Below are 24538 nucleotides of genomic sequence, written 5' to 3'. Positions count from 1 at the left end.
GGGTGCCAACGGTGGATCCACTCACTCCTCTGCTGGGAGGCGCGGAACTGGCGCGCGGCCGGATGTCCTTCTACATCAGCCTTCAACTGGCCAGCGTCCTCGCGCCGGGCCTGGTGGTCCTCACCGAGGGCACCGTGCTCGTCAACCAGTTACGTCACGAGGACACCCTGCGGACATTGGCGGGCGCGACGGGCGTTCTGGGGGTGATGGTCGCCATCTGCGCGCTCGCGGGCGCCTTCGTCCTCGGCTACATCTGCCGTGAACTCGCATTCAAGCTGGTGAGCCGACTGGAGCGGTTGAGGTTCGTCAGGCGCAGGTACCAGATCGGGTCTCAGGACCGGCTGAAGGAGTGGTTCGCGCCGGAGGATCTCGCCGAGTGCTTCGAGGTGCACGCGCATCTCGGGCGACGGGAGCGATCGGGCGAGCCCGTCCCGCAGGAGCGCGAAGGCGCCCGCACGAGCGAAGCGGCCCCGCGGAAAGGGGGCACCCCACGGGAGCCAGGTCAGAGGGCCGCCCGGCCGGCCAAGGCGGCCGAGGCGGCGAGCGGTCGTTTCCACCCGACCGGCGGCTACCACACGGGCGATGTGCAGTACTACCGGTTCGTCTACAGCAAGCTCTGGCTGCGGGCGTACGCGCCCGTCTACAGCATCGACAAGACGGAGCTGGAGATCAACGTCCTGGCCGCCATCCTCGCGCCCGTGCTGCTCGCGTCGGCGAACCTCATGGTCGCCTTCGGCTTCCACTGGACGGCCGTCGTGGCGGGGCCGGTCGGCGCCCTGCTGTTCTGCGCGGTTCTGCTGGACTCGCTGCTGCGGCTGCGGGTGTCCGAGAAGCGGGAGGCGGTGGAGAATCTGCTCCTGGACTTTCTCGCCCGCCGCGCCGCCGCCCGCCCCCCTTACGCGTCCGCTCCGCGGGCGGAAGCCGCCGAAGAGGCCGAATAGCGGGCGAGATCAGGAAGCACGGCCGCGTCCATCGGTCCCTCGATGGAGAACACCAGCAGCCGTACGTCCAGGCCGGACAGATGCGCCGCGACCGCGCGGTGGGTGCCGTCGAGCAGCAGAACCCGGCCGTTCCCCAGCGAGTATCCGGGCAGCACGAGGTGAACCGGACGGCCCTCACGCTGGAAGGCGTCCCTCAGGCGCGCGATGCGGTCAGCACGCCCTTCCGGCCAACCGCTCGACGTGGTGTGGGCTTCGCCCACCCGCAGTGGCCGGTCCCGCTCACCTCTCCAGTCGCCGTCGGAGCCGTCCGGAGTCACGTACCACATGGTGTACAGCCCCGCGAGGTACTCCCTCGACCGCGTGCAGATCTGCGTGACCGGGCAGTCCGACGCGGTGACCGCGTCCCAGCGCAGCCATGCGCCGACCACCTCCGGGTCGAAGAACTCGACGTACTCGCCGATGTCCATCAGCGGTTCAGGTCGCCACGAGGGGGATGTGGCAGAAGGCCGACGACCCGCCGTCGCGTCCCTCTGCCACCTCTCGCCCGTCGGCGCGCACGCCGCCCCAGCGCGATCACAGCACGGGCAGGTAGCGACCCAGTTCGAACTCGGTGACCTGGCGGCGGTACTCGTGCCATTCGGCGCGCTTGTTGCGCAGGAAGTGATGCCCCGCCGAAGCGACCTGCGGACACTCCCGCACCCCCCTGCTCAGCATGCTATTGACCCGTCAACCCTAGGCGTCTGTTGTCATCATTGGCCCGCTCCGGACGGCCCCAGGACGGCCCACGACGAAGGCGCGCGACGAAGGCGCGCGACGAAGGCGCGCGCGAGCGCGATGCACTGCGCCAGCCTTGGCACCGCCACCCTCTGCTCCGTCACGGTGTGCGGCCCGACAGCGCCCAGTCCTTCGAATACGGCGCGAGGGTGGTCGCAGAGGATCGGCTGTCACGGATCGCTGATGGCTCTTTTCAAGGCAATCAACACTCGAACTCGAACCAGTGAGTATTCTTCTTCGATTCAATGCCGTTTCTGCCATATGCCCAAATGTGATCATAAGAAATATGACCCATGACAATATCCCGTCCATCCTTAGCCATCACGAAATTGCCCCTTTTGTCACGCGGAGCAGGATCAACACAGTTGAAGGGCGTGACCAAGAAGGGTCGTTCGCCATATCCGATGATCTGGTGACGTCGCTGTCCACCAATCCGGTAGTCGATACGGATCTTGAACGAGACTGCATACCGAGTGCCGGTCATGGCGATGTTGATCTCATCTTCCTTGCCGTCCTCGATTGTCAAAGTGTGCTTATCGAAGTACGGCACGCCTGGCTTAAGAGGGGCGCCACTCACGTCGTCGCCGTCTATAGTTGTCCGGGCACGGGGTGTAATCTCGTCGAAATTGAACATCATCTGCAAAGTGTCTCCGCCGCCCTCAGGTGTAATGTTGACTAAGGTTCCGCTGTAAGGGGCGGTTCGATGTATCTGGACGGGATATATGGCGTCCACATGAATCGGCTGGCGACGACGACCTTCTACAGAGATTGCGATGTGGGTTACATCGACAGGAGTCGCGGCTCCGATTTCCCGTAATTCTTTCAACAGATCTGGCACCTTTTCGTCCGAGTTGCGCGCGCCTTCTCTGGCCAAGCTCCACCCCTTCAAGTAGGCCGCCTGCTTTGCCGTCAGGTCCACGCCAGCAGGCAGCACCAACTGAATAGCGGGATCGTTGTAGTCAACGGCATAGCGGAAGTCGTCGGCGTCTCTCCACTCGCGCAAGTCGTCCTGGATGGCGGGTATATCAAATAGATCAGGTCCCAGGGTGGTCCCAACGGTAACAATAACGGCTACGATCACCGGGCAGACGACTCCCACGGCCCAGGCGCCTGGGGACTTCAGCCAACGCCGCCATCGCGACGACGGCTGGGCCGAAGAGAAGTTTCCCTGCGATGCAGGTACCGTAGGCGCTGAGCCCTGAGGTACCGAGGCCGGGCTCTGCGCCCTGGGCGCTGAGCCGTTGGCAGCCCGGGGTGGGGTCTTCGTTTTGGACGTCTTGGTGCGGTGGCGTTTCGGCATCAGCACTAAGCCCATGTGTGAGTCTGGCGGACAGAAAGCGCGCGTCCGTCTGATGGCTTTCAGTGTGGAGGATAGTTCCGGTTCGGGACAACGCGCCTACGGACATGTTCGGCACCTTAGAAGGCAGGCTGTAGTACCTGCAGCACATCATCCTATTTGTTATCAACCCGCTTGGAGTCATGACCCTCGCCAACCTCGGCCGACCGCACGCTGAGCGGAACCCGTCACGGCCTTACGGTCGTTCAGTCGCCTTCTGCCCTCGCGTGGACGTCTCCAGGGCGACCCGGGCCGATGAGTCAGACATCCCTCGTATGGTCTCAGCGAGACGAGCGGCGCCATGCGACGCCTCTTGTGCATCGGAGATGCCACGAACGGCCGTTGCCGCCTGCTGGTAGGCGCGTGTGAGTGCTACGAGAGCCGCATCCATGCGGCCGTTCTCATCCGACGTTCTGCTTTCGCTCTCGTGTCGCGGGTACCGAGGGTCGGCCTCAGCGGCCTTGACGAACTGGCGAGGGCCGATGAACCGCGCGGTCACGAGCAAGCCCGCTTCGTGTGACATCTCGCCGGCGTGGCTGGCCGAAGCGTCCTCGATCACCCATGGCGTCAGATTCCGCTCAAATGCATCAGCCGCAGTTTTTAGCACGCAGCTCTCAGTGGCTATTCCACACACGTAGATGTCAGTCCATCCGCGTTGCGATACGAGCGCCTGTCCTTCGTCGTTGAAGAGACTGTATATAGTCTTGTCGATAACTGCCGTTGCCTTTGACAGATATGGCTGTAGTTCAGGAACAATGTCTACCTCAGGCGAGGTCATTAGCTTGGACCACGCGAAAAGCCGCTGAAATATGCTGCCTTCATAGTTGAGGTAGCGAGTGAAGATGACGTCGCCGCCTACCGCCTGCCAACGTTTGACGAGATCGGCGATCACGGGGACAACGTGCGCCGACTCTTCGCGCACGAACCCGTTTTGAACATCTACTACGGCAAGGACGGCCGATCTGTTGATCACTAGCCCTACCCTTCACTCGGTCTCGCGAAGTATATCTATGGCCTGTGCCAGGTGCCCTGGCAGGCCGCTAGTGTCCAGGATGGCGGCGCGCATGAACCGGTGTTGGTCGGTTTCCTGCGGGCGAGGGTTCGTCAGGCGGGAGCGCACTCCGCGAAGAAATCGCCAACTGTACTCGGCGGGCACTGTGGGGTCACGGCCCTGCTCAACCTGTTCGTTAATGTGGGCGCAGTAGGCCCAGATCGCTTGCGTTGCCAATTCGGTGGATACCAGCTCTTGTTCTGCTAGCGAGCGCTGTAGAGCTATCGGAGAGTAGACAACGCCTGACCACGACGCGTAGCCAAGAGAGATGCCCTTTACGCCGAAGGAGGTCATCTCCGGATATTCAAATCCGTCCGCCAATAGGGAACGCTCTACTAACTCGGCATGCGCAAGAGAAGATTCCGAGGTCTCGGGGTCGCGGGCGAGAAGAGTCTTAGGAAAGCACATGATCCGCAGAGCCGTGTCGATCTCGTGGGCCGGCCATATCGGAGAGTGCACCCAGTAGAGACTCAACACATATGAGGCTTCCGCTTCGGCTCGCACCAGGTTACCGATGTAACGGGAGGCCCATGCCAGGTTTTCGACATAGGTTCGCCTTCTCCATATCGCAAGGTGTGCGACGTTGGGGAAGGCGAGTTCTTCGGCAAGATGGAATATGGCGACGCCGAACGGCCAGACATGTAAGCGGCATAAGCCTTCGTCATGCTCTACCTCACGGGCCATGCACCCGAGTCCATGGTGCGACGCACCGGGTGTGACCAGCTCCCTGGCCGCCAGTTCCGCCACTCGATCGGCCCCGATGTAGGCAGCGATGAACTTATGAGAGCGCACACCGTAGCGCTCCCCGACTTGCGCCGCGGGCGCTACGCCTCCAAATAGCTCGTGAGCTGTGGCCTTGTAGGCGGCGCAATACAACTCGATGTACAGCGGGTCACGGCAGACCGTCGCGCCAGTTTCGTGGCGGTACAGCGCTTTCTCCAGCGCATCTAGTTCCGGCGTGCCCAGACCTCGCGCTTCGCCGATGCGCTGGAGTTCGCGGGCCGCGCGCCGGCGGCTCCAGCCCAGCGATTCGCGCTTGGAGATCAGGACATAGTTCGGGCCCCGGCGCCTGCCGTTGGCTTGTCCCGTCGCTTCGGACATGCACCACGTCCTTTCGCGTCCGTACCTGTCATCTAGTGCTCAGCAGGCTTGATCACGACTCTTGAGGTGTGAGCAAGCACACGAGATCACTCCTGATCAGCCAGGCGAGATTCGATGGCATCAACCCTGCGACGAAGCGCGGCAAGTTCCTTGACAAGCTGCGCGACCGTCGCATCCTCGTCGTCATCGCGTCCTGCGTCTGGCTGCGACCGAGCGGCGACGTGGCTCAGGTGCTCCTCAGGGAAGCCGAGCGCTCTGGAGATCGCAGCAAGAGTGTTCCTGTTGCGCTTCCGATCTACGCCCTGCTGAATCTGCCGAATGGTCATCGGGGCGACCTTCGACCGCTCGATGAGCTCTCGCTGCGTCATGCCAACTTCGGCCATTCGATCGTTGACGACCTTCGCCACCGCCGCCCAGTCCGCCACCCGTAACGCCCTCCTAGCTGGGCTCATCCCCGCACCTGCACTGATCACAGCGTAGCCAACAGGCGCGCTATTGACAGCGGCGCTAGAGGCGCTAATATTAGCGCTGTAAGTAGCGCGGCATTCGGCACGAGAAAGGCAGTCCACAGATGATGCCGACGCCCAAGCCTCACCGCGTTCTACCGATCCTGCTCGTGATCTGCGCTTTGTTCTTCGTCGTTCGCGAGCCGGCCAAGGCCGCGGTTGCCGCTACGAACGCCATGCACGGCATTGGCGTGGTGGCCGACGCACTGATCACGTTCGCGTCCAACCTCGGCTAACCCGTCCACGCAAAGAGGGACGGCCCCCATCCCGCAAAGACGTTGGGCCGCCCCTCGACTCCCACAAAGGAGCGCAACCATCATGACCCACCGATCGCACGTCGCCAAGGCTGACGGTTGTCCGTCGGACTGCCGTAACGGTCAGATCTGGAACCCCGGCTCCGGCCCGTACCCCTGCCCGTTCTGCCAGAGCGACAACTCCAGTCAGGGCGGCGGCAAGTGATGCGGCTGCCCGGCGGTAAGCCCGCCGCGCTGGCCTGTCCGACGTGTAGCGGTGTCGGGCGCATCGTGACCCGTACCGCGGTGCTGGGGAAGGGCTGGGTGACCAAGGGTCCCAAGTGCCCGACCTGTAAGGGCCGTGGCATGTTGAGGACTCGATGAGCTGGCCCGTCCGGCGCGTGATTGGGCGCTGGGTCGCGCTGGCCGATCGGCTGATCTGTGCCTCCGATGAGGAGATGGCCCGCCATCTGGGCTGGCAGGTCACCCGGACTGGGTTCGGCGCCCGCCGTTTCCGTGACCGGCGATTCTCCGCCACCGTGGCGGCCCCCGCACCCCCGGACCTCGATTCGACACCACACCCGGTTCACACCGCCTCTTCAGGAGTTCAGCGATGACCAAGGCCGGTAAGACCATTCGTTTCAGCACCATTGGCGGCAACTTCGTGACCTTCACCCCCGACCCCACCTCCTGCCACGGCTACGGCTCGTGGAAGTGCCTGGGCTGCGAGGAGTCGGGAATGCGTGGCACTCGCGGCGAGGCCAACAAGCACGCCGAGCGGTGCCGCGCCCTGTGACCTGATCACAACCACGTGCGCCCCGGGGCGGCACATCGGCTGTGACGCCGGCCGCCCCGGTTCGGACCGACACCAGCACAGGAGTTCAGCGATGAGCGACCCCGTCAAGTTCAGCACCGTCGGCGGTAAGACCGTCACCTGGACCCCGGACGAGGCCCATCCCACCTGGGGTGACTACACCTGCGACGGCTGCAAGCTCACCCGTCTTCGCGACGCGCGGCGCGAGCACGCCGACGAGCACGCCGCCACGTGCCGCGTCGTCTGACCGATCAGCACCAACAGCGCCCGGGGCGGCTCGTATCCGCCAAGACCCGAAGCCGCCCCGGGGCTCTCCCTTCCCTCTTCGCGAGTAGTCAGGAGTGCTTCCCATCATGGCAAATCCCGTTCGCCTGGACACCGCTCACCCGCCGGCGCTCTCGATGCGGCACACCGTCGGCATCGAGCCCGTCACCGCCGAGCTGCGCCGCTTGGACCCGTCCGTGCCCGCCGGCGCGGTGCTGGCCGTGGTGGAGCGGACCGGGGGCCGGTTCGGCAAGGTCTGCACCACCGACCTGCACGCTGCCAAGCAGGGCACCGGCGACCTGGAGTCCTGCGCGCGTGGCTACGCCCACGCCTACGGCGCCCACTTCGTCCCCGCCGCGCCCGAGGTGGCGCACCCCGCCATCGTGGCGGCCGATCAGATGCCCGCCCCGCTGGTGCCTCTGGTCGAGCGGGCCGAATGCGTCTATGACCCCGAACTGCACACCGGCCCCGACAGCGCCGCCGGCGTCGAGACGGGCCAGGAGCGGGCGGCGCGAGAGCAGGTGGCCCGCGAGGTGTGCGAGGGCTGCCCGGTGCGCACGCTGTGCCTGGCCTACGCCCTGGCCATCCGCCCCGCCGCCGGCGTGTGGGCCACCTTCACCGCCGAACAGATCGCCACGCTCGCCGTCCGTCTGCCCGAGCTGGCGGAGGTGGCCTGATGAGCGCCGGCTACTTCTCGGTGACCGCGCCCGCGTCGTGGAACAAGTCCGGTAAGGCCACCATCACTATCCGGACCGGCGGCGCCTACCCGGTGTACCTGTGTGTGGGTAACCAGCGCACCGGCCTGAACGAGGCAGAAGCGTGGGCGCTGTGGGTCGCCCTCGGCAACGCCCTGCCCGCCACCTTCGGCCCCGCCCCCACCTGGGCCACCTCCCAGAGCCACACCGACGGGGGCAAGTGATGGGCCGCTACCAGTGCCCGCTGTGCAACGGCATCCACCGCCACGAGGACACCCCGCACTGCCCGGTGCATGGCATGGGTTCGGCCCGTGACTGCGCCGACTGCGCCCGCGTGGCCGCCCTGGTGCCGTGCGGGGGTGGCCGCTGATGGGTCGCTTTCAGTGCATCGACTGCGAGCACGAGCACGGCACCGCGACCGGTTGCCCGCGCTGCCAGGTGCTGCGCGGACAAGTGGAGATCTGCGGCTCCCACGGCGCCCGGCACGTCCACCGCTGCCCCGCCTGCCGCACCCTCACCCGTTCCCAGTCCGGCATCTGACCGGCCAACTAGGAAGCGAGCACGAGCGTGAAGAAGCTCACCATGCGCACCCCGGGCGGTAAGAGCACCACCTGGACCCAGACCACCCCCGACCTGTACGTCGGCCGCCTGGAATGCGACGGCTGCCACGCCAACGCGCCGGAGACCACCCTCAAGTCCGCCAAAGACCACGCCGACAAGTGCCGCGTCATCAGCGTGGAGGACCTGTGAGCCGCACACGCGCCGCCTTCTTCGACCCCACCGGGCAGCGCTACGGCATCCCCACCTGGCCATGGCGGATGGCCCCGCCGCACCTGCTCACCTTCCGCCAGCTCACCGCCCGGGGCCTGCGCCCCGGCGGACAGCAGGTACAGGCACAGGTGCTCTGGCGCTCCCGCCGCTACCGCGCCCCCGGCGGCATCCGCGCCGCCTACCTCTACGACATCCGGCTCGCCCTGCCCAAGCGCACCCCGACCCCGCGCCAGCTCGAAGCACTCGCCAAGGCCAACGCCGCCCGGCGCACCTGCCCCACCTGCGGTACCGATGCCGGTTACGTGCTGCCCCGCCACCTTGGCACCTGCCTGGACTGCGCCGACGGCAACGAAAGGAGCGCCGCATGACCACCGCCACCCCGACCCCGGAGCCGACGCCTGAGGACATCGCGCGCGGCCTGGCCGAACTGGAACACCACCTGGCCGCCAACACCCCCGCACCGGCGCCGACACCGGCCGGCATCGACGGCCAGACCCGGCGCGTGGCCCGACTGCGCGCCGAGGTCGCCGAGGCTCACCAGCTCGCTCGCCTTCAGAGCGACGACGCGCCGCTGTTGCTGGACACGCCCAAGGTGCGCAAGCGGCGCCGCGCCGCGAACGAAGCCGCGCGGCTGCACGAGCTGGGGCAGGACCCAGCCATGCGCGCCTGGCAGGCCGCCCGGATGCGGCGGGTCCTGGTGGCCGCTGCCATGGCCGCCCTGACCCTGGCCCTGGCGTGGTCCACCGCCGGTGTGCAGCACTTCGCCGCCGACGGCGCCGCCGCATGGTCGCCGTCGTGGGTGTTCGCCTGGCTGGTGGAACCCTTCATGTCCCTGGCCCTGCTGGTGGTCGTCGGCGCCCGCGCCTACATGGGCACCCGCGGCCAACCGATCGACTCGCTCACGCTGGTGCGGATCGAGTGGCTGTTTCTGGGCCTGACCGTCGGCATGAACGCCTGGCCCTACCTGCCGTGGTCGGTGCCGGTGTTCTCCCTGTCACGGCTGGTGCTGCACGTACTGGGACCGATCGTCGCCGTCGCCATCGTGACCGCCCTGCCCATCATCCTCGCGGCATTCACCGACCTCGACCACAGCACCGGCACCGGCACCGGCACCGGCACCGGCACCGGCACCGGCACCGGCACCGGCGGCAGGCTTACCGCTCTTACGTACGGGGCGAACGCCCATGATCCGGTAAGCCCGACCGCCACCGACCCGGCACGGCCGGCCGCCCCCGAGATGCCCGCCCTGGTGCAACGGGCACGGGCACTGATCACGGCCGGAGAACTGCCCGCGACCCCGAGCGCCTACAAGCTGCGGCAGGTGCTCCGGTGCGGCATGGACGACGCCCGCGCCGTCCGTGACGCCCTCCTGGCCGAGGGGATGGCCTGAATGGGCCTGCATATCACCCCCGCCGCCATGACCCTCACCCCCACCGGCCCCGTCGTCCCGGACGGCGCCGCCACCACCGCCGCCGCCGAGTACCGCGGCGGCGCCTGGCAGGTGACCGGCCACCCCGGCCGGCGCTTCACCAGAGACCAGGCCATCACCGCCCTGACTCTGGCCGAACTCCTCACCGACCCCACACCGGCCAACGAGATGCGGCTGGTGGTCATCAACGACCTACGCGCCGAACTCGACCTGCCACCCCTCACCACCGCCGACGCCGGTACCAACACCGGCACCGGCACGACGCGGGACGCGGCCTCATCCGCCAAGACAACGGCCGCGCCCCGCCACCCCGCCCGCTCCAACAACTCGCACGAGGTGACCCCATCATGACCCCGCCCAACGACCCGAGCGAACACCGCCCGGCCACCGACCCCGACCAGCCCACCACCCTGCCGACCACCGACCGCCCGGCCGAGGCGGAGCGGGACGACGACGGCCCCGGCGCCGAGGTCGTCTCGATCGAGACCGCCCGCGCCGGCCGCCACCCCTACCCGCCCACCACCCCGGCGCCGGAGTCCCCGGCGTTGGAGGGCGAAGTCGTGCGGGTTGACCTGCCCGGCGGGGAGCGCCGTGACTGGCTGACCGATCTGGAGAACAAGGCGCGGACCCGCCGGCCGATCGTGCCGCTGTGGCTGCGCTCGCGTACCGAGGCCGTCCACACCCTTCGCTGGGTCGGTGTGCATTACGCCCACGTCGCCGGTTACCAGGCCACCCGGACCCCGCTGTATGCCGGGCGGCTGGCCGCCCGCTCGCCGCGGGGGCTGGTCCGGCTGGTGGGCGGCATGGTGAAGTGGACCTTCGACCTGGAGGGCGAGCCGGTACGGCTGGCCGCGGTCCAAAAGGCCGACCCGGAGAACTACCTGAAGCTGTCGCGTCAGCGGGACGCCCGCGTGCGGCTGCGCGTCCCGGCCACCCTCGGCGCTCTGGTGACGCTGCTGATCGTGGGCATCGCGGTCGCCGCCGCCCCCACGTCCGCGCAGTGGGGTGCGCTGGCCGTCGCCCTGGCCGTTCTCGGTGTGGTCGGCAGGCCCGCCGACCGGCCGCTGATCGACCGCGCGGTCATCCCCGCCAGCGTGGAGAAGCTGACCAGTGACATCGTGATCCGCGCCCTGACGGCGCTGGGCATCGCCGGCATCACCCAGGCCATGGCCAAGAACCCCAAGGACGCCATCCGGTTCGTCGCCCCGATCACCCGCGATGGCCCCGGCTGGCGCGCTGACCTGGACCTGCCCTACGGCGTGACCGTGGGCGACGTGCTCGACAAGCGCGATCGCATGTCCGGGGCGCTGCGCCGCCCGTTGGGCTGCATCTGGCCCGAGGGCGACCCCTCCGTCCACGAGGGACGGCTGATCCTGTGGGTCGGCGACAAGGACCTGTCCAAGACCATCGTCAAGTCCCCCCTGCTCAAGGCCGCCTCGCACGATGTGTTCAAGGGCATCCCGTTCGGCAACGACCCGCGCGGTCGGCTGGTCACCGTGCCGGTCATCGAGAACAACGCGCTGATCGGCTCGCTGCCCGGCCAGGGCAAGACCGCCTCGGTGCGCGAGCTGGCCGCCGGCGTGGTGCTCGACCCCACCGCCGAGGGATGGTTCCACGAGCTGAAGGGCAGCGGCGATCTGGACCCGTATGAGAAGGTCTGCCACCGCTACGTCTCCGGCATCCAGGATGAGGCCATCGCCTACGCCGCCGACTCCCTGGCCCTGCTGCGCAAGGAGGTCATGCGCCGCGCCGCCGCGCTCAAGACGCTGCCCCCGGACCTGTGCCCGGACAAGAAGGTCACCCGGCAGATCGCCGATAAGCGCTCCCTCGGCCTGCACCCCCTGGTGTGCATCATCGACGAGTGCCAGAACCTGTTCGCCCACCCTGCGTACGGGGCGAAGGCGGGTGAGGACGCCGAGTTCATCATCAAGTTGGGGCGTGCCCTCGGCGTGGTGCTGATCCTGGCCACCCAGCGCCCGGACAAGGACAGTCTGCCTACCGGCATCTCGGCGAACGTGTCCATCCGGTTCTGCCTGAAGGTGGCCGGCCAGATCGAGAACGACATGATCCTCGGCACCTCGGCATACAAGAACGGCATCCGCGCCACGATGTTCAACCCTGGCCCTCCGGACAAGGGCGGCGACGCCGGTACCGGCTACCTGGTCGGCGCCACGCCGATGCCCAAGGTCGTCAAGTCGGCCTACCTGAACACTGCGGAAACCCAGCTCATCGCCGATCGCGCTTACGCGCTTCGGCGGGCTGGCGGCACGCTGTCGGGTCACGCCCTCGGCGAGACCCCTGCCCCGGCCGCACCGGCTCATGACCTGCTGGCCGACATCCTCGCCGTCGTGGCCGTGTCCGAGGCCAAGGTGTGGAACGAGGTGGTCGTGGCGCGGCTGGCCGAGCTTCGGCCCGAGGTCTACGGGCCGTGGATGGAGCTGGAGGCCGATGCCCGCGCCGCCCAGCTCACCACCGCGCTCAAGCCCTACGGCGTGCGCACCGGCCAGGTGTGGGGGACGCCCGAGGGCGGCGGCAAGGGCGCCAACCGGCGCGGCATCACCCGCGACGACATCACCACCGCAATCACCGAGCGTGACGGAAAGAAGGGGTCCGGCGGCGCTGCCTGACCGGCGAACCGGTGCTAGGTCTAGCACCTTCCCCCGCTAGACCTAGCACCCCCGCTAGCACCCCATCCGCTGATCTACCAGCGACCTAGCGTCTAGCGCCCCACCTGCGAAAACCCCGCAAACCGGCCTGGGAGGCCCTGTGGCAACCGCCATCGCCCTGCTAGTCCTCTGCCTACCCGCCATCACGCTCGGTTACGTCGGCTTCTGTCTCGCATCCCCGTGGGGCACCTGCCGGCGATGCCGCCCGGCGTCCGCGGCCAAGCGCCGCCGCACCTGCCGCACCTGCCGCACCTGCCGCACCTGCGACGGCACCGGCATGCGCCCCCGCATCGGCTGGCGCCTGTACGTCCACTTCCGCCGCCTCCACCGCGACGGCACCCGATGACGCCCCCGCTGCTGACCGCCGGGTCGGTGTGCACCGGGTACGGCGGCCTTGACCTGGCCGTCTCGGCGATGGTCAGCGCCCGGCCGGTCTGGGTCGCCGACCCCGGCCCCGCCGCCGCCCGCATACTGGCCCACCGCTTCCCCCACCTGCCCAACCTCGGCGACATCACCACCGTGCGATGGGCCGACGTCGAACCCGTGGACGTGCTCACCGCCGGGTTCCCCTGCCAAGACCTCAGCTACGCCGGACGCGGTGCCGGCATCCGGGAGGACACCCGAAGTGGCCTTTGGTTCACCATCGCCCGCGCCATCGGTGCGCTACGACCCCGACTCCTCGTGCTGGAGAACGTCCGGGCCATCGTTGGTCGGCGACCTGGCCTTGACGTCGTCCTCGCTGACCTTGCCCGCCTCGGGTTCGATGCGAACTGGACATGTCTGCGAGCGTCCGACATCGGCGCCCCGCACCGCCGCGAACGCTGGTTCTGCCTCGCCTGGCCTGCCGACCCCGAGGGCACGCGACAGCAAGGGACCCGGCTACCCCGACGACCTGCCCACGACGGTGGAGACGCTGCTACCGACGCCGACCACCTCGGAGGGCACCGGGACCGGGCATGCGGCACGCGGGGGGATGAACCTGCGCCACACCGTCTCCCTGTTACCGACCCCTCGGGCGTCGGAGCGGGAGAACCGGCAGACCAAGCGCTCACCCTCGCAGGAAGCGGGCCGGCATGGCCTGTGCCTGGCCGCCGAGGTGGCCACGTTGCTGCCGACCCCGAGGGCGAGCGACACCGGGACACCGGGCAGACGCGCGAGCGAGGGTTTCCGGCCGCCGCTGTCACAGGTGCTCCTGCCGACGCCGAAGGCGACCGACGGCACCAAGGGCGGACCCAACCAGCGAGGCAGCTCCGGGGACCTGACCCTTCCCTCGGCGACGCACCGGATTGGGGACCCTACGCCCCCGCCATCGCCCGCTGGGAAGCCGTCACCGGCCGCCGGGCACCCCGGCCAACTGACGATCGACGACGCCTAGCCCCCGCCTTCGTCGAATGGCTGATGGGCCTGCCCGCCGGATGGGTCACCGACGTCCCCGGCCTGACCCGCAACCAGCAGTTGCACGCCCTGGGCAACGGCGTGCTCCCCGCCCAGGCCACCGCCGCCCTACTCGACCTCCTACCCGACCACCTCGCACCCGGCATCAGGAACGCGGCGTGATCGGCCGGACCTACCTCGAACGCGGGCGCCCCGTCGTGGTCCTCATCCGCTGGGGACCCGGCGGCGGCCCCCGCAACGTCCTGATCCAACGCACCGACGGCACCAAAGTCGTACGCCCCTTCCGCGGCCTACGCCGCCCAAAGGAGGACACCAGCAATGCCGGCTGACCTCACCCGCTACGCCCTGGCCGCCGCCGCCCGCGGCTGGCACGTCTTCCCCCTGGCCCCCGGCGGAAAGGTCCCACCCCGCGGGCTCGACCACTGGCAGACCCGCGCCACCACCAACCCCGACACCATCCGCCGCTGGTGGACCCGCGCCCCCTACAACATCGGCATTGCATGCGGTCCCTCACGCCTGGTGGTGCTAGACCTGGACACCCCAAAGCAGAAGGAGGGGCTTCGCCCCCCGCCCCCCTTCGACCTGCCGGGCGTCACCTGCGGCGCCGATGTGCTCGCTCTGGTCTGCGAACGCGCCGGCCAACCGTTCCCGACCCTGGAGACCTTCCAAGTTCACACCCGCCGCGGCGGCCTGCACCTGTACTACGCCGCACCCAACGGCGCCGAACTGGGCAACACCCAAAGCCGGTTGGGGTGGCTCATCGACACTCGCGCCCACGGGGGCTACGTCGTCGGCCCCGGCAGCTTCGTGGATCTACCCGACGGCACCGGCACCTACCAGGTGATCCACAACGCGACCCCGGCCCCGTTGCCCCCCTGGCTGTTACAGCCGCTCTCACCCCCGCCGCTACCGCCGCAGCACCCCATCACCCTGCCCATTCCCGACACCCGTGTCAGCGCCTACGTGCGCGCCGCCCTGGAACGCGAAGCCGAACGGGTGACCACCGCCCCACCTCATGGGCGCAACCGCGCGCTGTACGTGGCCGCCGTCGCGCTCGGCCAACTCGTCGCGGGCGGCTCCATCACCGAGCAACAGGTCACAAGCCTGCTGGAACAGGCAGGGGGCGCCGTCGGACAGACCCCCTCACAGATCAGCCACACCATCACCGCGGGACTCAAAGCAGGCGCCCAACGCCCCCGCACGGTCGCCGCATGACCACCCGCCATCTCACCCGGGAGATCCCCTCATGACCCCACCCCACGCCCAACCGCACACCGACGGCGCCGCCCTCCTGGACGCCCTGCGCGACGCGCTCACCCGATACGTGATCCTGCCAACACCTGAGGCCGCCGACGCCGTCACCCTGTGGATCGCCGCCAGTCACGCTCAACTCGCCTGGGCGCACGCGCCCCGCCTGGTGATCCGTGGCCCGGAGAAGCGATGCGGTAAGAGCCGCTTGCTCGACGTGGTGGAAGCCACCTGCCATGACCCGTTCATCACCGTCAACTCCTCATCCGCCGCCATCTACCGGTCCATCAGCGAGGACCCGCCCACGATGCTGGTCGATGAGGCCGACACCATCTTCGGTCCCAAGGCCGACGGCAACGAGGACCTACGCGGCCTGCTCAACGCCGGCCACCAGCGCAACCGCCCGGCCAAGCGCTACGACGCCGCGACCAACCGCGTGGAGAGCATCCCCACGTTCGCCATGGCCGCACTCGCCGGCATCGGCGCCATGCCCGACACCATCGAAGACCGCGCCGTCGTCATCCGCATGCGCCGCCGCGGCCCCGGCGAGTCGGTCGCGCCCTACCGGCACAAGCGCGACCGCCCCAACCTCCGCCAGCTCGCCGAAGCGCTCGCCGCCTGGCTGCGACCCGACATCGACACCTTGCAGGAAGCCGAACCGCCCATGCCCGTGGAAGACCGCGCCGCCGACACCTGGGAACCCCTCGTCGCCGTCGCCGACCACGCCGGCGGCACCTGGCCCGCCCGCGCCCGCGCCGCCGTGCTCGCCCTCACCGCCGAAGCCGACGACAACAGCGAGACCTCCACCCGTATCCGACTGCTGACCGACTGCCGCACCGCGTTCGGCACCGATTCCGTTCTGCCCACCGCCACCCTGCTGGAGCGACTCAAAGCCGACCCTGAGGCCGGATGGGCCGACTACGGACCCACCGGCCTGACCCCCATGAAGCTCGGCGCCCTCCTGCGCGAATACGAAATCCGATCGGACACCATCCGCTTTCCCGCCCCCGTCGGACAGGCCAAGGGCTACCAGCGCGCCGCCTTCACCGACGCATGGGCGCGCTACTGCCCCACGCCCAACAGCGTCGAAAACGACCCGCCGGCCACAACCGAGCCCGCCGAAGTGCTCCCCTTCGGCAGGGGAAGCCGTACCAGCCGTACCAGCCTCAACAGCGCAGGTCAGCCCCGGTACGGCTTGCCGCCTGGTACGGCTCAAGCCGTACCACCGAGCGACCTTGGTACGGCTTGAGCCGTACCACAGAACAAGCCGTACCAGCCCTGACCAGCAAAAACGAGGCTGGTACGGCTGGTACGGCTACCCCCCTCAAACCCGACCTCAACGTCTTCAGCGGTACCCCTCGAACGCCAGGTTCGCGACCGCTTGCCGCCCGATCCCGGAATCGGAAGGACTTTCGCCTGATGGCCCCCGCCCCGCCCCTTCACACGATCGATAACAGCGCGCTCGCCGGACCGCGCTTTCTCACACCGGACGAGATCGCCGATCTGTTCCGTGTGCCGCTGGAGACCGTCTACCAGTGGCGACGCAAGCGCACCGGCCCGCCGGGCTTCCGCGCTGGCCGGCACCTCCGCTACGACCTGACCGCCGTACTCGCCTGGGTCGCAGAGCAGACCCGACCCGCCGGGAGGGCTTGATTTGGCCGGACACATTCAAGACCGCTGGTACAAGAACGAGACGGGACCCGACGGTAAGCCCAAGCGCGTACGGACCGACCGCTACGGCACCGGCCTGCGGTACCGCGCCCGCTACATCGGACCTGACGGCACGGAAAAGAGCCGCTCTTTCCCCGACCGTCAGAAGCGCCAGGCGGAAGAGTGGCTAGCCCGCATTGAGGCTGACATGTCCCGAGGTCAGTACGTTGATCCCCGCGCTGGCCGCATCACCTTCAGGCAGTACGCAGAACAGTGGCTAGCATCCCAAACCACCGACCTGAACACCCGCTACTCCGTCGTGTCGCAGATTCGCCGGCACGCCATCCCCCATCTCGGCCCCCGCCCGCTCGACTCGTTCCAGCCTGGCCACATTCGGGCCTGGCTGAGTGAGCTGGAAAGCGCGCTTCCCACGTCGTCGTATCGCCGCGTCATCTTCGGCAACGTAGCGGCCATATTCACCGCCGCGGTTGATGACGGCCTTCTCTCCAAGAATCCATGTAGCGCACGATCGGTAACGGCCCCGGCGCCGGCGCGGGGCCGCGTGCAGCCATGGACGGCTGAGAGAGTGTTCGCTGTCCGCGCTGGACTGCCGAAGCGCTATCAGGCCATGGTGGACCTCGGTAGCGGCTGCGGACTACGGCAGGGGGAAATCTTCGGTCTGCCGCTCGATGAGGTGGACTTTGACGGCGGTTGGCTGCACGTCGCCCATCAGGTCAAGGTCATCAACGGTCACCTTGTATTCGCGCCGCCGAAGCGAGAGAAAGAGCGTGACGTCCCCCTCCCGGCACGAGTAGCCGATGCTTTGAAGGCGCACGCCGATCTGTTTCCACCCGCCAAGGTCACCCTTCCCTGGCGTACGCCGGACGGCGCACCGCTCACCAAACTGCTGTTCTTCTCCCGGGACGGCCGCTTCCCCGTTCGTCGGAGCGACTTCAACGTCTTCGCCTGGAAGCCCGCTTTGGTAGCCGCCGGCGTCATCCCAGCACCGACCAAGGGTGAGCGTCACCAGGCGGCGCGAGAGCACGGCATGCATGCCCTCAGGCACTTCTACGCCTCCGTGCTGCTCGACGCCGGCGAGAACATCAAGGCCCTGAGCCAGTACCTCGGACACAGTGACCCCGGCTTCACGCTCAGGGTCTACACGCACCTGATGCCGAGCAGTGAGGGGCGTACCCGACGAGCCGTAGACAGGGCGTATGAGGCCGTGAACCACAGGTCTGACGGCCCACAGACGGCCCAGGACCGATGAAACGGTGAGGGGCCAGCGGTTGCGCACCGCTGGCCCCTCACTGTTCTATCAACGATAGACCGGTTCTGAGCTGCGACTACAGCACCGGCAGGTAGCGGCCCAGTTCGAACTCGGTGACCTGGCGGCGGTACTCGTGCCATTCGGCGCGCTTGTTGCGCAGGAAGTAGTCGAAGACGTGCTCGCCCAGGGTCTCGGCGACCAGTTCGCTGCGCTCCATCGTGGTGATCGCCTCGTCCAGGCTCTGCGGCAGCGGCTCGATGCCGAGGGCGCGCCGCTCGGCGCTGGTGAGCGCCCACACGTCGTCCTCGGCGCCGGGCGGCATCTCGTAGCCTCCCTCGATGCCCTTCAGGCCGGCGGCGAGGATCACCGCGTACGCCAGATAGGGGTTGCACGCCGAGTCCAGCGAGCGGAACTCGACGCGGGTCGAGTTGCCCTTGTGCGGCTTGTACATGGGGACGCGGACGAGCGCGGACCGGTTGTTGTGTCCCCAGCTGATGTAGCTGGGCGCCTCGCCCCCGAGCCCGGCGATCGCCTCGGCGCCGCCCCACAGCCGCTTGTAGGAGTTCACCCACTGGTTGCAGACCGCGGTGATCTCGGCCGCGTGCCGCAGCAGGCCGCCGATGAACGACCGGCCGATCTTGGAGAGCTGATAGTCGGCGCCCGGCTCGTAGAAGGCGTTGCGGTCGCCCTCGAACAGCGACATGTGGGTGTGCATGCCAGAGCCGGGGAAGTCGGTGAAGGGCTTGGGCATGAACGACGCCCAGATGCCCTGCTCCAAGGCGACCTCCTTCATGACCAGCCGGAAGGTCATGATGTTGTCGGCCGTCGTGAGCGCGTCGGCGTACCGCAGGTCGATCTCCTGCTGGCCGGGGGCGCCCTCGTGGTGGCTGTACTCCACCGAGATGCCCATCGCCTCCAGCATCATGATCGCGTTGCGGCGGAAGTCGTGGCCCGAGCTGTGCGGGGTGTGGTCGAAGTAGCCGCCCGAGTCGATCGGCACGGGCCTGTCGCCTTCCTCCGGCCGTCCCTTGAGCAGGAAGAACTCCACCTCGGGGTGGGTGTAGAAGGTGAAGCCCATATCGGCGGCCTTCGCGAGCGTGCGCTTGAGCACCCAGCGCGGATCGGCGTGCGACGGCGAGCCGTCCGGCATGAGGATGTCGCAGAACATGCGGCCGGCGCCCGGCGTCTCGCTGCGCCACGGCAGGATCTGGAACGTCGAAGGGTCGGGCTTGGCCAGCATGTCCGACTCGTACACGCGGGCGAACCCCTCGATCGCCGACCCGTCGAAGCCGATGCCCTCGGCGAAGGCGCCCTCGAGTTCGGCCGGGGCGATCGCCACGGATTTGAGGAACCCGAGCACGTCGGTGAACCACAGCCGGATGAACCGGATGTCGCGTTCTTCGAGCGTACGGAGCACGAATTCCTGCTGGCGGTCCAAGGCATCCCCTTCTGCCGGACGGTGTTCGGACACCATCGTCGTCACGCTGAGCCAGGTTCTGAGTCGGCGGAAGACATGTCTGGTCATCTACCAGTCTGCCCGCTTGGTGTTTCGCACACGTTACGCGGGTCCGTAGTGAGGAGTCGAAGCCATGACCTTCACCATTTCGCGCCGGTCCGCGCCCGCCATCGGCCCGCGACGACCTTCGCGCCCATCGGTCACCGAATGCCCTGCGATCGGCATCCCACTCCGGAGATGGGACAAGACCAGCCTGCGGTTGCTTAATGTGACAGCATGGTGCCGTTCCGCATTCGTCAATGCCGACGTCCGGCGAGGAGAGCACACATGGAGGCGGATCGGCGGCGCGCCAGGCCGACGGCATCGCGACGGTGGCCACGGCGTCCGATGACGCACGCTCATGATCAGGCGCGGGCAGGAGCCCGCGACCTGCCGGACGCGCGCCGCGCGCCGGGCGACGACGAGATCACGTCAGGACGCTCGCCGAGCGACGACGAGATCACTTCTGGACGCTCGCCGGGCGACGACGAGGTCATTTCCGGACGCTCGCCGGGTGACGGCGACGTCATGCCCGGGCGGGCACCGCGCGATCGCAGGGCCACGTCGAGACGCTCGCCGGGCGCCGGCGAGGCCGCGTCCGGACGATCACCGGACGACGGCGAGGTCGTGTCAGCGCGCCCTCGGGGCGACCGTCGGCGCAGGCGGCGACGGGCGCGGGCGGCGGCGTGGCACCGGCTGGCGTGGGCGGTGTCCCTGGGCACCGCGCTCGCGCTTGTGGCGCTCGGCGCGCAGGTCGGCCGCAACGCCGCGTGCGCCGCGTCGGGCCCGGGGCCGGGCGGGCCGGCCGGCCTGTCGCGGGTGCTCGGCGGCGACTGCTCCCTGCTGGGGGCGGTGCGCGATGCCCTGGTCGTCGCGGTCTCCCCCGTCGAGTACGCCGGCTCGGCCGCCTGCGGCGCGTATCTCGACGTCACCGGCCCGCGCGGCACCGTCCGCGTGCAGGTCGTCGACGAGTGCCTGTCGTGCGCCACGGGAGAGCTCGACCTCAGCCGCCCCGCCTTCGCCCGCATCGCCGACCCCGGCCGGGGCGTCGTGCCCGTCGGCTACCACAGGGTGCGCAACCCCGCGGTCCCGAGGCCGGTGGCGTTCCGCCTCAAGCAGGGGTCCTCGGCCCGCTGGCTCGCCATCCAGGCCGTCGACCACGGCAACCCGCTGCGCCGGCTGCAGATCTCACGGGACGGGCGCTGGCGCGACCTGTCGCGCGCGCCGGACAACTACTGGGTGGCCGACCACGGGGCCGGGTCCGGGCCGTACACCGTCCGCATCACCGACGTCTACGGGCAGCGGCTGGTCGCGCGCGGCATCGGCCTGCTGCCCGGCAGCCTCCAGCGCACCTCCGACCGCCTGTACGCCCCGGGGTCGGCATCTCCCGCCCCATCGGCGTGGGGGGCGTCCGCGCGGCGCACCTCCGGCAACGCACCTCCGCGCATCGGCGGGTGGCCGCCCCGCACGGGCGGCGGCGTCCCCTCCCGCGTGGACGACCGACCGGCCGGCGCCTCAAGGTGGTCGGCCGCACATGGCGCCCCCGGTGCGCCGGGCTCCCATGGGCCCGCGGGCTCTCGATGGCCGCCGGGTTCCCGGGCTCCCTCAGCCGGCTCGGGTCCCTCGGGTCTCTCCGGCGCCTCGGGTGCGCAAGGGCGGTCCGGCACGCAGGGGGCCTCCGGCGCCCACGGAGCCCCCGGCGCGTCCGCGCCTTCCCGCCCTGGCGGTTCGGGCGGTTCCGGCACTTCCGGCACTTCCGGCGGTCCCGGCGGTCCCGGCGGTTCCGGCGGTTCCGAGGCTTCCGGGCCTTCTGGTGGTTCCGGGGCCTCCGGGCCTCGTGGTTCCGGGTCTTCCGGCGGTTCCGGGGCCTCCGGGCCTTCTGGTGGTTCCGGGTCTTCTGGTGGTGCCGGGGCTTCCCGGGCGGGCGGCCGAACCGCCGGGCTGACCGGCGGCGGGCCGGCGGCACGGCCGCGCTCCGGGGACGGCACGGCCGCGGACGTCGCGCCAGGGGGCGGTACGAACGCGAGCCTTCCGCCCTCGGCGGGTGCGAACGGCGCCGGCGGGGGCGCCTCGTCCGCGAGCCGATCCTGGGGGGCCGGGTCCGCGGACGCCTCCTCCCTGGCCGGCGCGTCCGGCGGGACGCGTCCTGACGGGGCCGTCCCGGACGGCGCGGCGCTCGGGCCGGCCGCGTCCGGTCTCGCGTCGGCCGGCGGCATCGCCTCCGAGGGCATGCCGGTGGGCGGCGGTGAGTCCTCACGGGCCGTGGCCGAGGGGCCGGTGAACGAGAACGGCGCGGCGCGGGGCACGTTGGACGCCTATCCGGGCGGCTCGCGTCCCGCGTCCGGCCGCGCCCCGTTCGCCGCGCTGCCCTCCGTCCGCCCCTTCTTCTGCTGACGCCGGCGACCCGCCCGCCGTCGCCGGGATCGCCGGTCCGGCGGCGGTCAGGCGGCGGTCAGGCGGCGGTCAGGGGCGGCTCGCGCGCCGTCGCCCGGACCACCGATCCAGACGGAGTCACCATCACCGCCGTCCCGGATCCGGCTGGGGTCAAAGGAGGGACGCCGGCCGGTGTGCCGCCGCCGGTGCCTTGAAGTCAGGAGGCTCCGGCGAGGGCGTCGCCGGTGGGGGTGCGCCGGTAGAGGACCTCACGGCCGAGTCGTCTGCGGACGACCAGGCCGCTGGCGCTCAGGACGGACAGATGCTGCGAGACCGCGCCAGGGGTGATGGACATCCGCCTGGCGATGGCCGTGGTGGAGGCGGGGTCGCGCAGCGACAGCAGCAACTGGGCGCGGGTCCTGCCGATGAGCGCGGCGAGCGCGCCGGGCGCCGGGGGCGGGCCGGCCTCCCACAGCGTGCCGACGCCACGCGCCGGGTAGACGAGCATCGGCTGGTAGGGCTCGGCCATGACCGCGATGTCCGGCCAGCGGAAGGCGCTCGGCACCAGCAACAACCCGTCTCCTCCCAGGTCACCGGCGTGGCACCAGGCTCCTCCTGTGGCGGTGGTGAGCCGGTCGCCCTCCCAGCGGACCGAGGGGTGCAGGTCGGCGAACAGCTCCTTGGCCCCGCCCGCGGCCAGACGGCGGGTGCGCCACATCAGGTCGGCCTCCAGCAGCCCGTGCACGCGCGGCCAGTGCTCGGCGTGCGCGAGCTCCCAGTACGCGGCGAGGGTGTCGGCCACGCGGCGGACCCCGGCGGCCGGGTCGGCCTGGAACCGGGCGATGGCCCGGGTGTCGGGCGTCGTCACCCAGCCGGCCTCCTCCGCGGCCTTCTCTGCGGGCGTCTCGCGCACCCGGGCCAGCTCGGCGGCGAAGTCGGGCAGCGGCGTGTCGGGCGGCGGGGTCAGGAAGTCGGCGATGTACCCGCGGGCCGGGGCCAGGGCGAGCAGTTCGGACAGGTCGAGCTGGCCGAGCCGCGGCTTGACGGCGCGCAACCACGGCAGGTGGACGGAGTGGCGCGCGGGAGCGCTGAGCACGCGCAGGCTCGCGACGACCTCCCAGAGCGGGGAGAAGGCGAACCGCAGGCGCGCCAGGTCGTCGGCCTCGAACCGCCACTGCACTGCCACGGGGCCCCCGCCCTTCACCGATGTTTTAGCACAGCCTAAAAGATTGGCACGGCGGCGAGGCCATGTCCAAGGCTGGACCTCGTGACCAGCGTTATCTCCGACAGGCCTTCCTTCCTCCGGTCCAGAATCGGGGGGTTCCCGCGCGCCTTCTGGGTGCTCCTCGGCGGCACCTTCATCAACCGGCTCGGCACCATGGTCGAGCCCTTCATCGGCATCTATCTGACCCAGGCGCGCGGGCTGCCCCTGGCGACGGCCGGCCTGGTGCTGGCGGTCTTCGGCATCGGCTCGTTGATGTCGCAGCTCGTCGCGGGCTGGCTGGCCGACCATCTCGGCCGGCGCGCGACCCTGGCGGGCGGCATGGTCGCCACGGCGGCCACGATGATCGCCCTCGGGTACAGCACCTCGCTGCCGGCGATCGTCGCCGCGATGGGCGTGCTCGGCGTCGTCGTGGACGCCTACCGCCCGGCCTCGCAGGCCCTGGTCGCCGACCTGATCCCGGCGCACGACCGGTCGCGCGCGTTCGGGTTGCTCTTCTGGGCGATCAACCTGGGCTTCGCGGTGGCGATGGTCGCGGGCGGCATGCTGGTCAGGTCCGGGTTCGTCTGGCTGTTCTGGATCGACGCGGTCACCTCGGTGGTCTTCGGCGTGCTGGTGTGGCGTGCCGTGCCGGAGACGCGCCCCGACAGGACGCGCGAGGCGGGCGGCTTCGGTGATGTGCTGAAGGACCGGCTGATGGTCACCTATGTCGCCTTGACGCTGCTGTACACCTTCGTCTACCTCCAGGCGTACACGACGCTGCCCCTGGCGGTCACCTCCTCGGGGCTGCCCGCCTCCGCGTACGGGTTCGCGATGGCGGTGAACGGTCTGCTGATCGTGGTGGTGCAGCCGCTGGTGGGGCACTGGCTGGCCAAGCGGGACCCCAGCGGCACGCTGGCGCTGGGCATGGCGGTGTGCGCGCTCGGGTTCGCGCTCACCGCGTTCGTCTCCACCACCGCCGGGTACGCGGTGAGCGTCGCGATCTGGACGCTGGGCGAGGTGGTCACGGCGGGCATGGCGGGCACGGTCGTCGCGCTCCTGGCTCCGCCGCATCTGCGCGGCCGTTACAGCGGGCTGTTCGGCTTCGCCTGGTCGGCCGGCGGGCTGCTGGCCCCGCTGATCGGCACCCGCCTGCTGAGCGCCGGCCAGGCCACGTTGTGGATCACGGTCGGCGTACTGGGGCTGCTCGCGGCTCTCGGTCAGCTCGCCATCGGCCCCGCCATCCGCCGGCGCGCCGCCGCCGGCCACCCCGTCGGGGTGGGCGTGGGCGCCTAGAGCAGGGAAGGGATGGGCGGCCCCCGCCG

32 protein-coding genes and 1 pseudogene are annotated in these 24538 nt (G+C 69.6%); 25 read left to right on the top strand and 8 right to left on the bottom strand.

What is annotated here, in order from left to right; translation table 11 throughout:
• The first annotated feature begins 11 nt into the window (after positions 1-11).
• Positions 12-941, top strand: coding sequence for a hypothetical protein (locus tag ACFQSB_RS11445; protein WP_380826160.1), 930 nt, complete (start codon positions 12-14; stop codon positions 939-941).
• Here the strand turns inward: ACFQSB_RS11445 and ACFQSB_RS11440 are convergent.
• From ACFQSB_RS11440 to ACFQSB_RS11415, 6 genes are all read right to left on the bottom strand, one after another.
• Positions 896-1408, bottom strand: coding sequence for a ParB N-terminal domain-containing protein (locus ACFQSB_RS11440; protein ID WP_380826158.1), 513 nt, complete (start codon positions 1406-1408; stop codon positions 896-898). The two genes, ACFQSB_RS11445 and ACFQSB_RS11440, sit on opposite strands and share 46 nt — an antisense overlap.
• A gap of 106 nt (positions 1409-1514) precedes the next feature.
• The gene (locus ACFQSB_RS11435) at positions 1515-1655 is read right to left on the bottom strand and encodes a hypothetical protein (protein ID WP_380826157.1); all 141 of its coding nucleotides are present in this window, start codon (positions 1653-1655) and stop codon (positions 1515-1517) included.
• 262 nt (positions 1656-1917) lie between these two features.
• A complete protein-coding gene (locus ACFQSB_RS11430) occupies positions 1918-2796 on the bottom strand; it encodes a hypothetical protein (protein WP_380826155.1) in 879 nt (292 codons plus the stop codon).
• Positions 2797-3247: 451 nt separating this feature from the next.
• Entirely contained in the window at positions 3248-4024 is a 777-nt protein-coding gene (locus ACFQSB_RS11425) for a cysteine hydrolase family protein (protein WP_380826153.1), read from the bottom strand.
• Between the two features lie 12 nt (positions 4025-4036).
• A complete protein-coding gene (locus ACFQSB_RS11420; protein ID WP_380826152.1) occupies positions 4037-5203 on the bottom strand; it encodes a hypothetical protein in 1167 nt (388 codons plus the stop codon).
• 86 nt (positions 5204-5289) lie between these two features.
• Positions 5290-5628, bottom strand: a complete 339-nt coding sequence (locus tag ACFQSB_RS11415; RefSeq protein ID WP_380826151.1) for a hypothetical protein — start codon at positions 5626-5628, stop codon at positions 5290-5292.
• A 146-nt stretch (positions 5629-5774) separates the two neighbouring features.
• Here ACFQSB_RS11415 and ACFQSB_RS11410 point away from each other — a divergent pair, with 146 nt between their 5' ends.
• The 22 genes and pseudogenes from ACFQSB_RS11410 to ACFQSB_RS11305 all read left to right on the top strand — a co-directional run bounded on the left by ACFQSB_RS11410 (position 5775) and on the right by ACFQSB_RS11305 (position 18144).
• Positions 5775-5945, top strand: coding sequence for a hypothetical protein (locus tag ACFQSB_RS11410; protein WP_380826149.1), 171 nt, complete (start codon positions 5775-5777; stop codon positions 5943-5945).
• An 82-nt stretch (positions 5946-6027) separates the two neighbouring features.
• Positions 6028-6168, top strand: a complete 141-nt coding sequence (locus ACFQSB_RS11405) for a hypothetical protein (protein ID WP_380826148.1) — start codon at positions 6028-6030, stop codon at positions 6166-6168.
• A 387-nt stretch (positions 6169-6555) separates the two neighbouring features.
• Entirely contained in the window at positions 6556-6738 is a 183-nt protein-coding gene (locus ACFQSB_RS11400) for a hypothetical protein (RefSeq protein ID WP_380826147.1), read from the top strand.
• 91 nt (positions 6739-6829) lie between these two features.
• The gene (locus ACFQSB_RS11395; RefSeq protein ID WP_380826145.1) at positions 6830-7003 is read left to right on the top strand and encodes a hypothetical protein; all 174 of its coding nucleotides are present in this window, start codon (positions 6830-6832) and stop codon (positions 7001-7003) included.
• A gap of 106 nt (positions 7004-7109) precedes the next feature.
• A complete protein-coding gene (locus ACFQSB_RS11390; RefSeq protein WP_380826144.1) occupies positions 7110-7697 on the top strand; it encodes a WhiB family transcriptional regulator in 588 nt (195 codons plus the stop codon).
• Positions 7697-7939: a hypothetical protein gene (locus ACFQSB_RS11385; protein WP_380826143.1), complete on the top strand. Its 243-nt coding sequence runs from the start codon at positions 7697-7699 to the stop codon at positions 7937-7939. The genes ACFQSB_RS11390 and ACFQSB_RS11385 overlap by 1 nt, the downstream gene beginning before the upstream one ends.
• Positions 7939-8085: a hypothetical protein gene (locus tag ACFQSB_RS11380; protein ID WP_380826142.1), complete on the top strand. Its 147-nt coding sequence runs from the start codon at positions 7939-7941 to the stop codon at positions 8083-8085. The genes ACFQSB_RS11385 and ACFQSB_RS11380 overlap by 1 nt, the downstream gene beginning before the upstream one ends.
• Positions 8085-8255, top strand: a complete 171-nt coding sequence (locus tag ACFQSB_RS11375) for a hypothetical protein (RefSeq protein ID WP_380826141.1) — start codon at positions 8085-8087, stop codon at positions 8253-8255. Before ACFQSB_RS11380 ends, ACFQSB_RS11375 begins: the two co-directional genes overlap by 1 nt.
• A 27-nt stretch (positions 8256-8282) precedes the next feature.
• Positions 8283-8465, top strand: coding sequence for a hypothetical protein (locus tag ACFQSB_RS11370; protein WP_380826139.1), 183 nt, complete (start codon positions 8283-8285; stop codon positions 8463-8465).
• Complete coding sequence (locus ACFQSB_RS11365) at positions 8462-8854, top strand: RRQRL motif-containing zinc-binding protein (protein WP_380826138.1); 393 nt, start codon at positions 8462-8464, stop codon at positions 8852-8854. The genes ACFQSB_RS11370 and ACFQSB_RS11365 overlap by 4 nt, the downstream gene beginning before the upstream one ends.
• Positions 8851-9876 (top strand): hypothetical protein, encoded by a 1026-nt coding sequence (locus tag ACFQSB_RS11360; RefSeq protein WP_380826137.1) that lies wholly within the window; start codon positions 8851-8853, stop codon positions 9874-9876. Before ACFQSB_RS11365 ends, ACFQSB_RS11360 begins: the two co-directional genes overlap by 4 nt.
• On the top strand, positions 9877-10266 hold the full coding sequence (locus tag ACFQSB_RS11355) for a hypothetical protein (protein ID WP_380826136.1): 390 nt from the start codon (positions 9877-9879) through the stop codon (positions 10264-10266). It abuts the gene before it with no gap.
• Positions 10263-12542 (top strand): cell division protein FtsK, encoded by a 2280-nt coding sequence (locus ACFQSB_RS11350; protein ID WP_380826134.1) that lies wholly within the window; start codon positions 10263-10265, stop codon positions 12540-12542. The genes ACFQSB_RS11355 and ACFQSB_RS11350 overlap by 4 nt, the downstream gene beginning before the upstream one ends.
• 139 nt (positions 12543-12681) lie before the next feature.
• Positions 12682-12927 (top strand): hypothetical protein, encoded by a 246-nt coding sequence (locus ACFQSB_RS11345; RefSeq protein ID WP_380826132.1) that lies wholly within the window; start codon positions 12682-12684, stop codon positions 12925-12927.
• A pseudogene (locus ACFQSB_RS11340) lies at positions 12924-13367 on the top strand (DNA cytosine methyltransferase); the annotation flags it as partial. The gene ACFQSB_RS11345 and the pseudogene ACFQSB_RS11340, both read left to right, overlap by 4 nt.
• On the top strand, positions 13345-13956 hold the full coding sequence (locus ACFQSB_RS11335) for a hypothetical protein (protein WP_380826386.1): 612 nt from the start codon (positions 13345-13347) through the stop codon (positions 13954-13956). The pseudogene ACFQSB_RS11340 and the gene ACFQSB_RS11335, both read left to right, overlap by 23 nt.
• Positions 13957-13979: 23 nt before the next feature.
• Positions 13980-14138: a hypothetical protein gene (locus ACFQSB_RS11330; protein ID WP_380826385.1), complete on the top strand. Its 159-nt coding sequence runs from the start codon at positions 13980-13982 to the stop codon at positions 14136-14138.
• Positions 14135-14305, top strand: coding sequence for a hypothetical protein (locus tag ACFQSB_RS11325; RefSeq protein ID WP_380826130.1), 171 nt, complete (start codon positions 14135-14137; stop codon positions 14303-14305). Before ACFQSB_RS11330 ends, ACFQSB_RS11325 begins: the two co-directional genes overlap by 4 nt.
• A complete protein-coding gene (locus tag ACFQSB_RS11320) occupies positions 14295-15191 on the top strand; it encodes a bifunctional DNA primase/polymerase (RefSeq protein WP_380826128.1) in 897 nt (298 codons plus the stop codon). The genes ACFQSB_RS11325 and ACFQSB_RS11320 overlap by 11 nt, the downstream gene beginning before the upstream one ends.
• Positions 15192-15222: 31 nt before the next feature.
• Entirely contained in the window at positions 15223-16473 is a 1251-nt protein-coding gene (locus ACFQSB_RS11315; protein WP_380826127.1) for a DUF3631 domain-containing protein, read from the top strand.
• 170 nt (positions 16474-16643) lie between these two features.
• Entirely contained in the window at positions 16644-16877 is a 234-nt protein-coding gene (locus tag ACFQSB_RS11310; RefSeq protein ID WP_380826125.1) for a helix-turn-helix domain-containing protein, read from the top strand.
• Between the two features lies 1 nt (position 16878).
• The gene (locus tag ACFQSB_RS11305; RefSeq protein ID WP_380826124.1) at positions 16879-18144 is read left to right on the top strand and encodes a tyrosine-type recombinase/integrase; all 1266 of its coding nucleotides are present in this window, start codon (positions 16879-16881) and stop codon (positions 18142-18144) included.
• A gap of 76 nt (positions 18145-18220) precedes the next feature.
• Here the strand turns inward: ACFQSB_RS11305 and ACFQSB_RS11300 are convergent, their stop codons facing one another.
• Positions 18221-19582, bottom strand: coding sequence for a glutamine synthetase family protein (locus ACFQSB_RS11300; protein ID WP_354843630.1), 1362 nt, complete (start codon positions 19580-19582; stop codon positions 18221-18223).
• A gap of 405 nt (positions 19583-19987) precedes the next feature.
• Between ACFQSB_RS11300 and ACFQSB_RS11295 the strand changes: the two genes are divergently transcribed.
• Positions 19988-22033 carry an expansin EXLX1 family cellulose-binding protein gene (locus tag ACFQSB_RS11295; protein WP_380826121.1) on the top strand — a complete coding sequence of 682 codons (2046 nt, stop codon included), beginning with the start codon at positions 19988-19990 and terminating at the stop codon, positions 22031-22033.
• 196 nt (positions 22034-22229) lie between these two features.
• Here the strand turns inward: ACFQSB_RS11295 and ACFQSB_RS11290 are convergent, their stop codons facing one another.
• On the bottom strand, positions 22230-23198 hold the full coding sequence (locus ACFQSB_RS11290; RefSeq protein WP_380826120.1) for a DUF5937 family protein: 969 nt from the start codon (positions 23196-23198) through the stop codon (positions 22230-22232).
• 81 nt (positions 23199-23279) lie between these two features.
• On the opposite strand from ACFQSB_RS11290, the gene ACFQSB_RS11285 reads away from it, so the two are divergent.
• On the top strand, positions 23280-24509 hold the full coding sequence (locus ACFQSB_RS11285; protein WP_380826118.1) for an MDR family MFS transporter: 1230 nt from the start codon (positions 23280-23282) through the stop codon (positions 24507-24509).
• Positions 24510-24538 lie beyond the last annotated feature (29 nt).

Source organism: Sphaerisporangium rhizosphaerae (assembly GCF_042665155.1).
GTDB classification, from domain to species: domain Bacteria; phylum Actinomycetota; class Actinomycetes; order Streptosporangiales; family Streptosporangiaceae; genus Sphaerisporangium; species Sphaerisporangium rhizosphaerae.
Note: the sequence above shows the minus strand (reverse complement) of the source record. Positions and strands in the feature narration are given on the sequence as shown.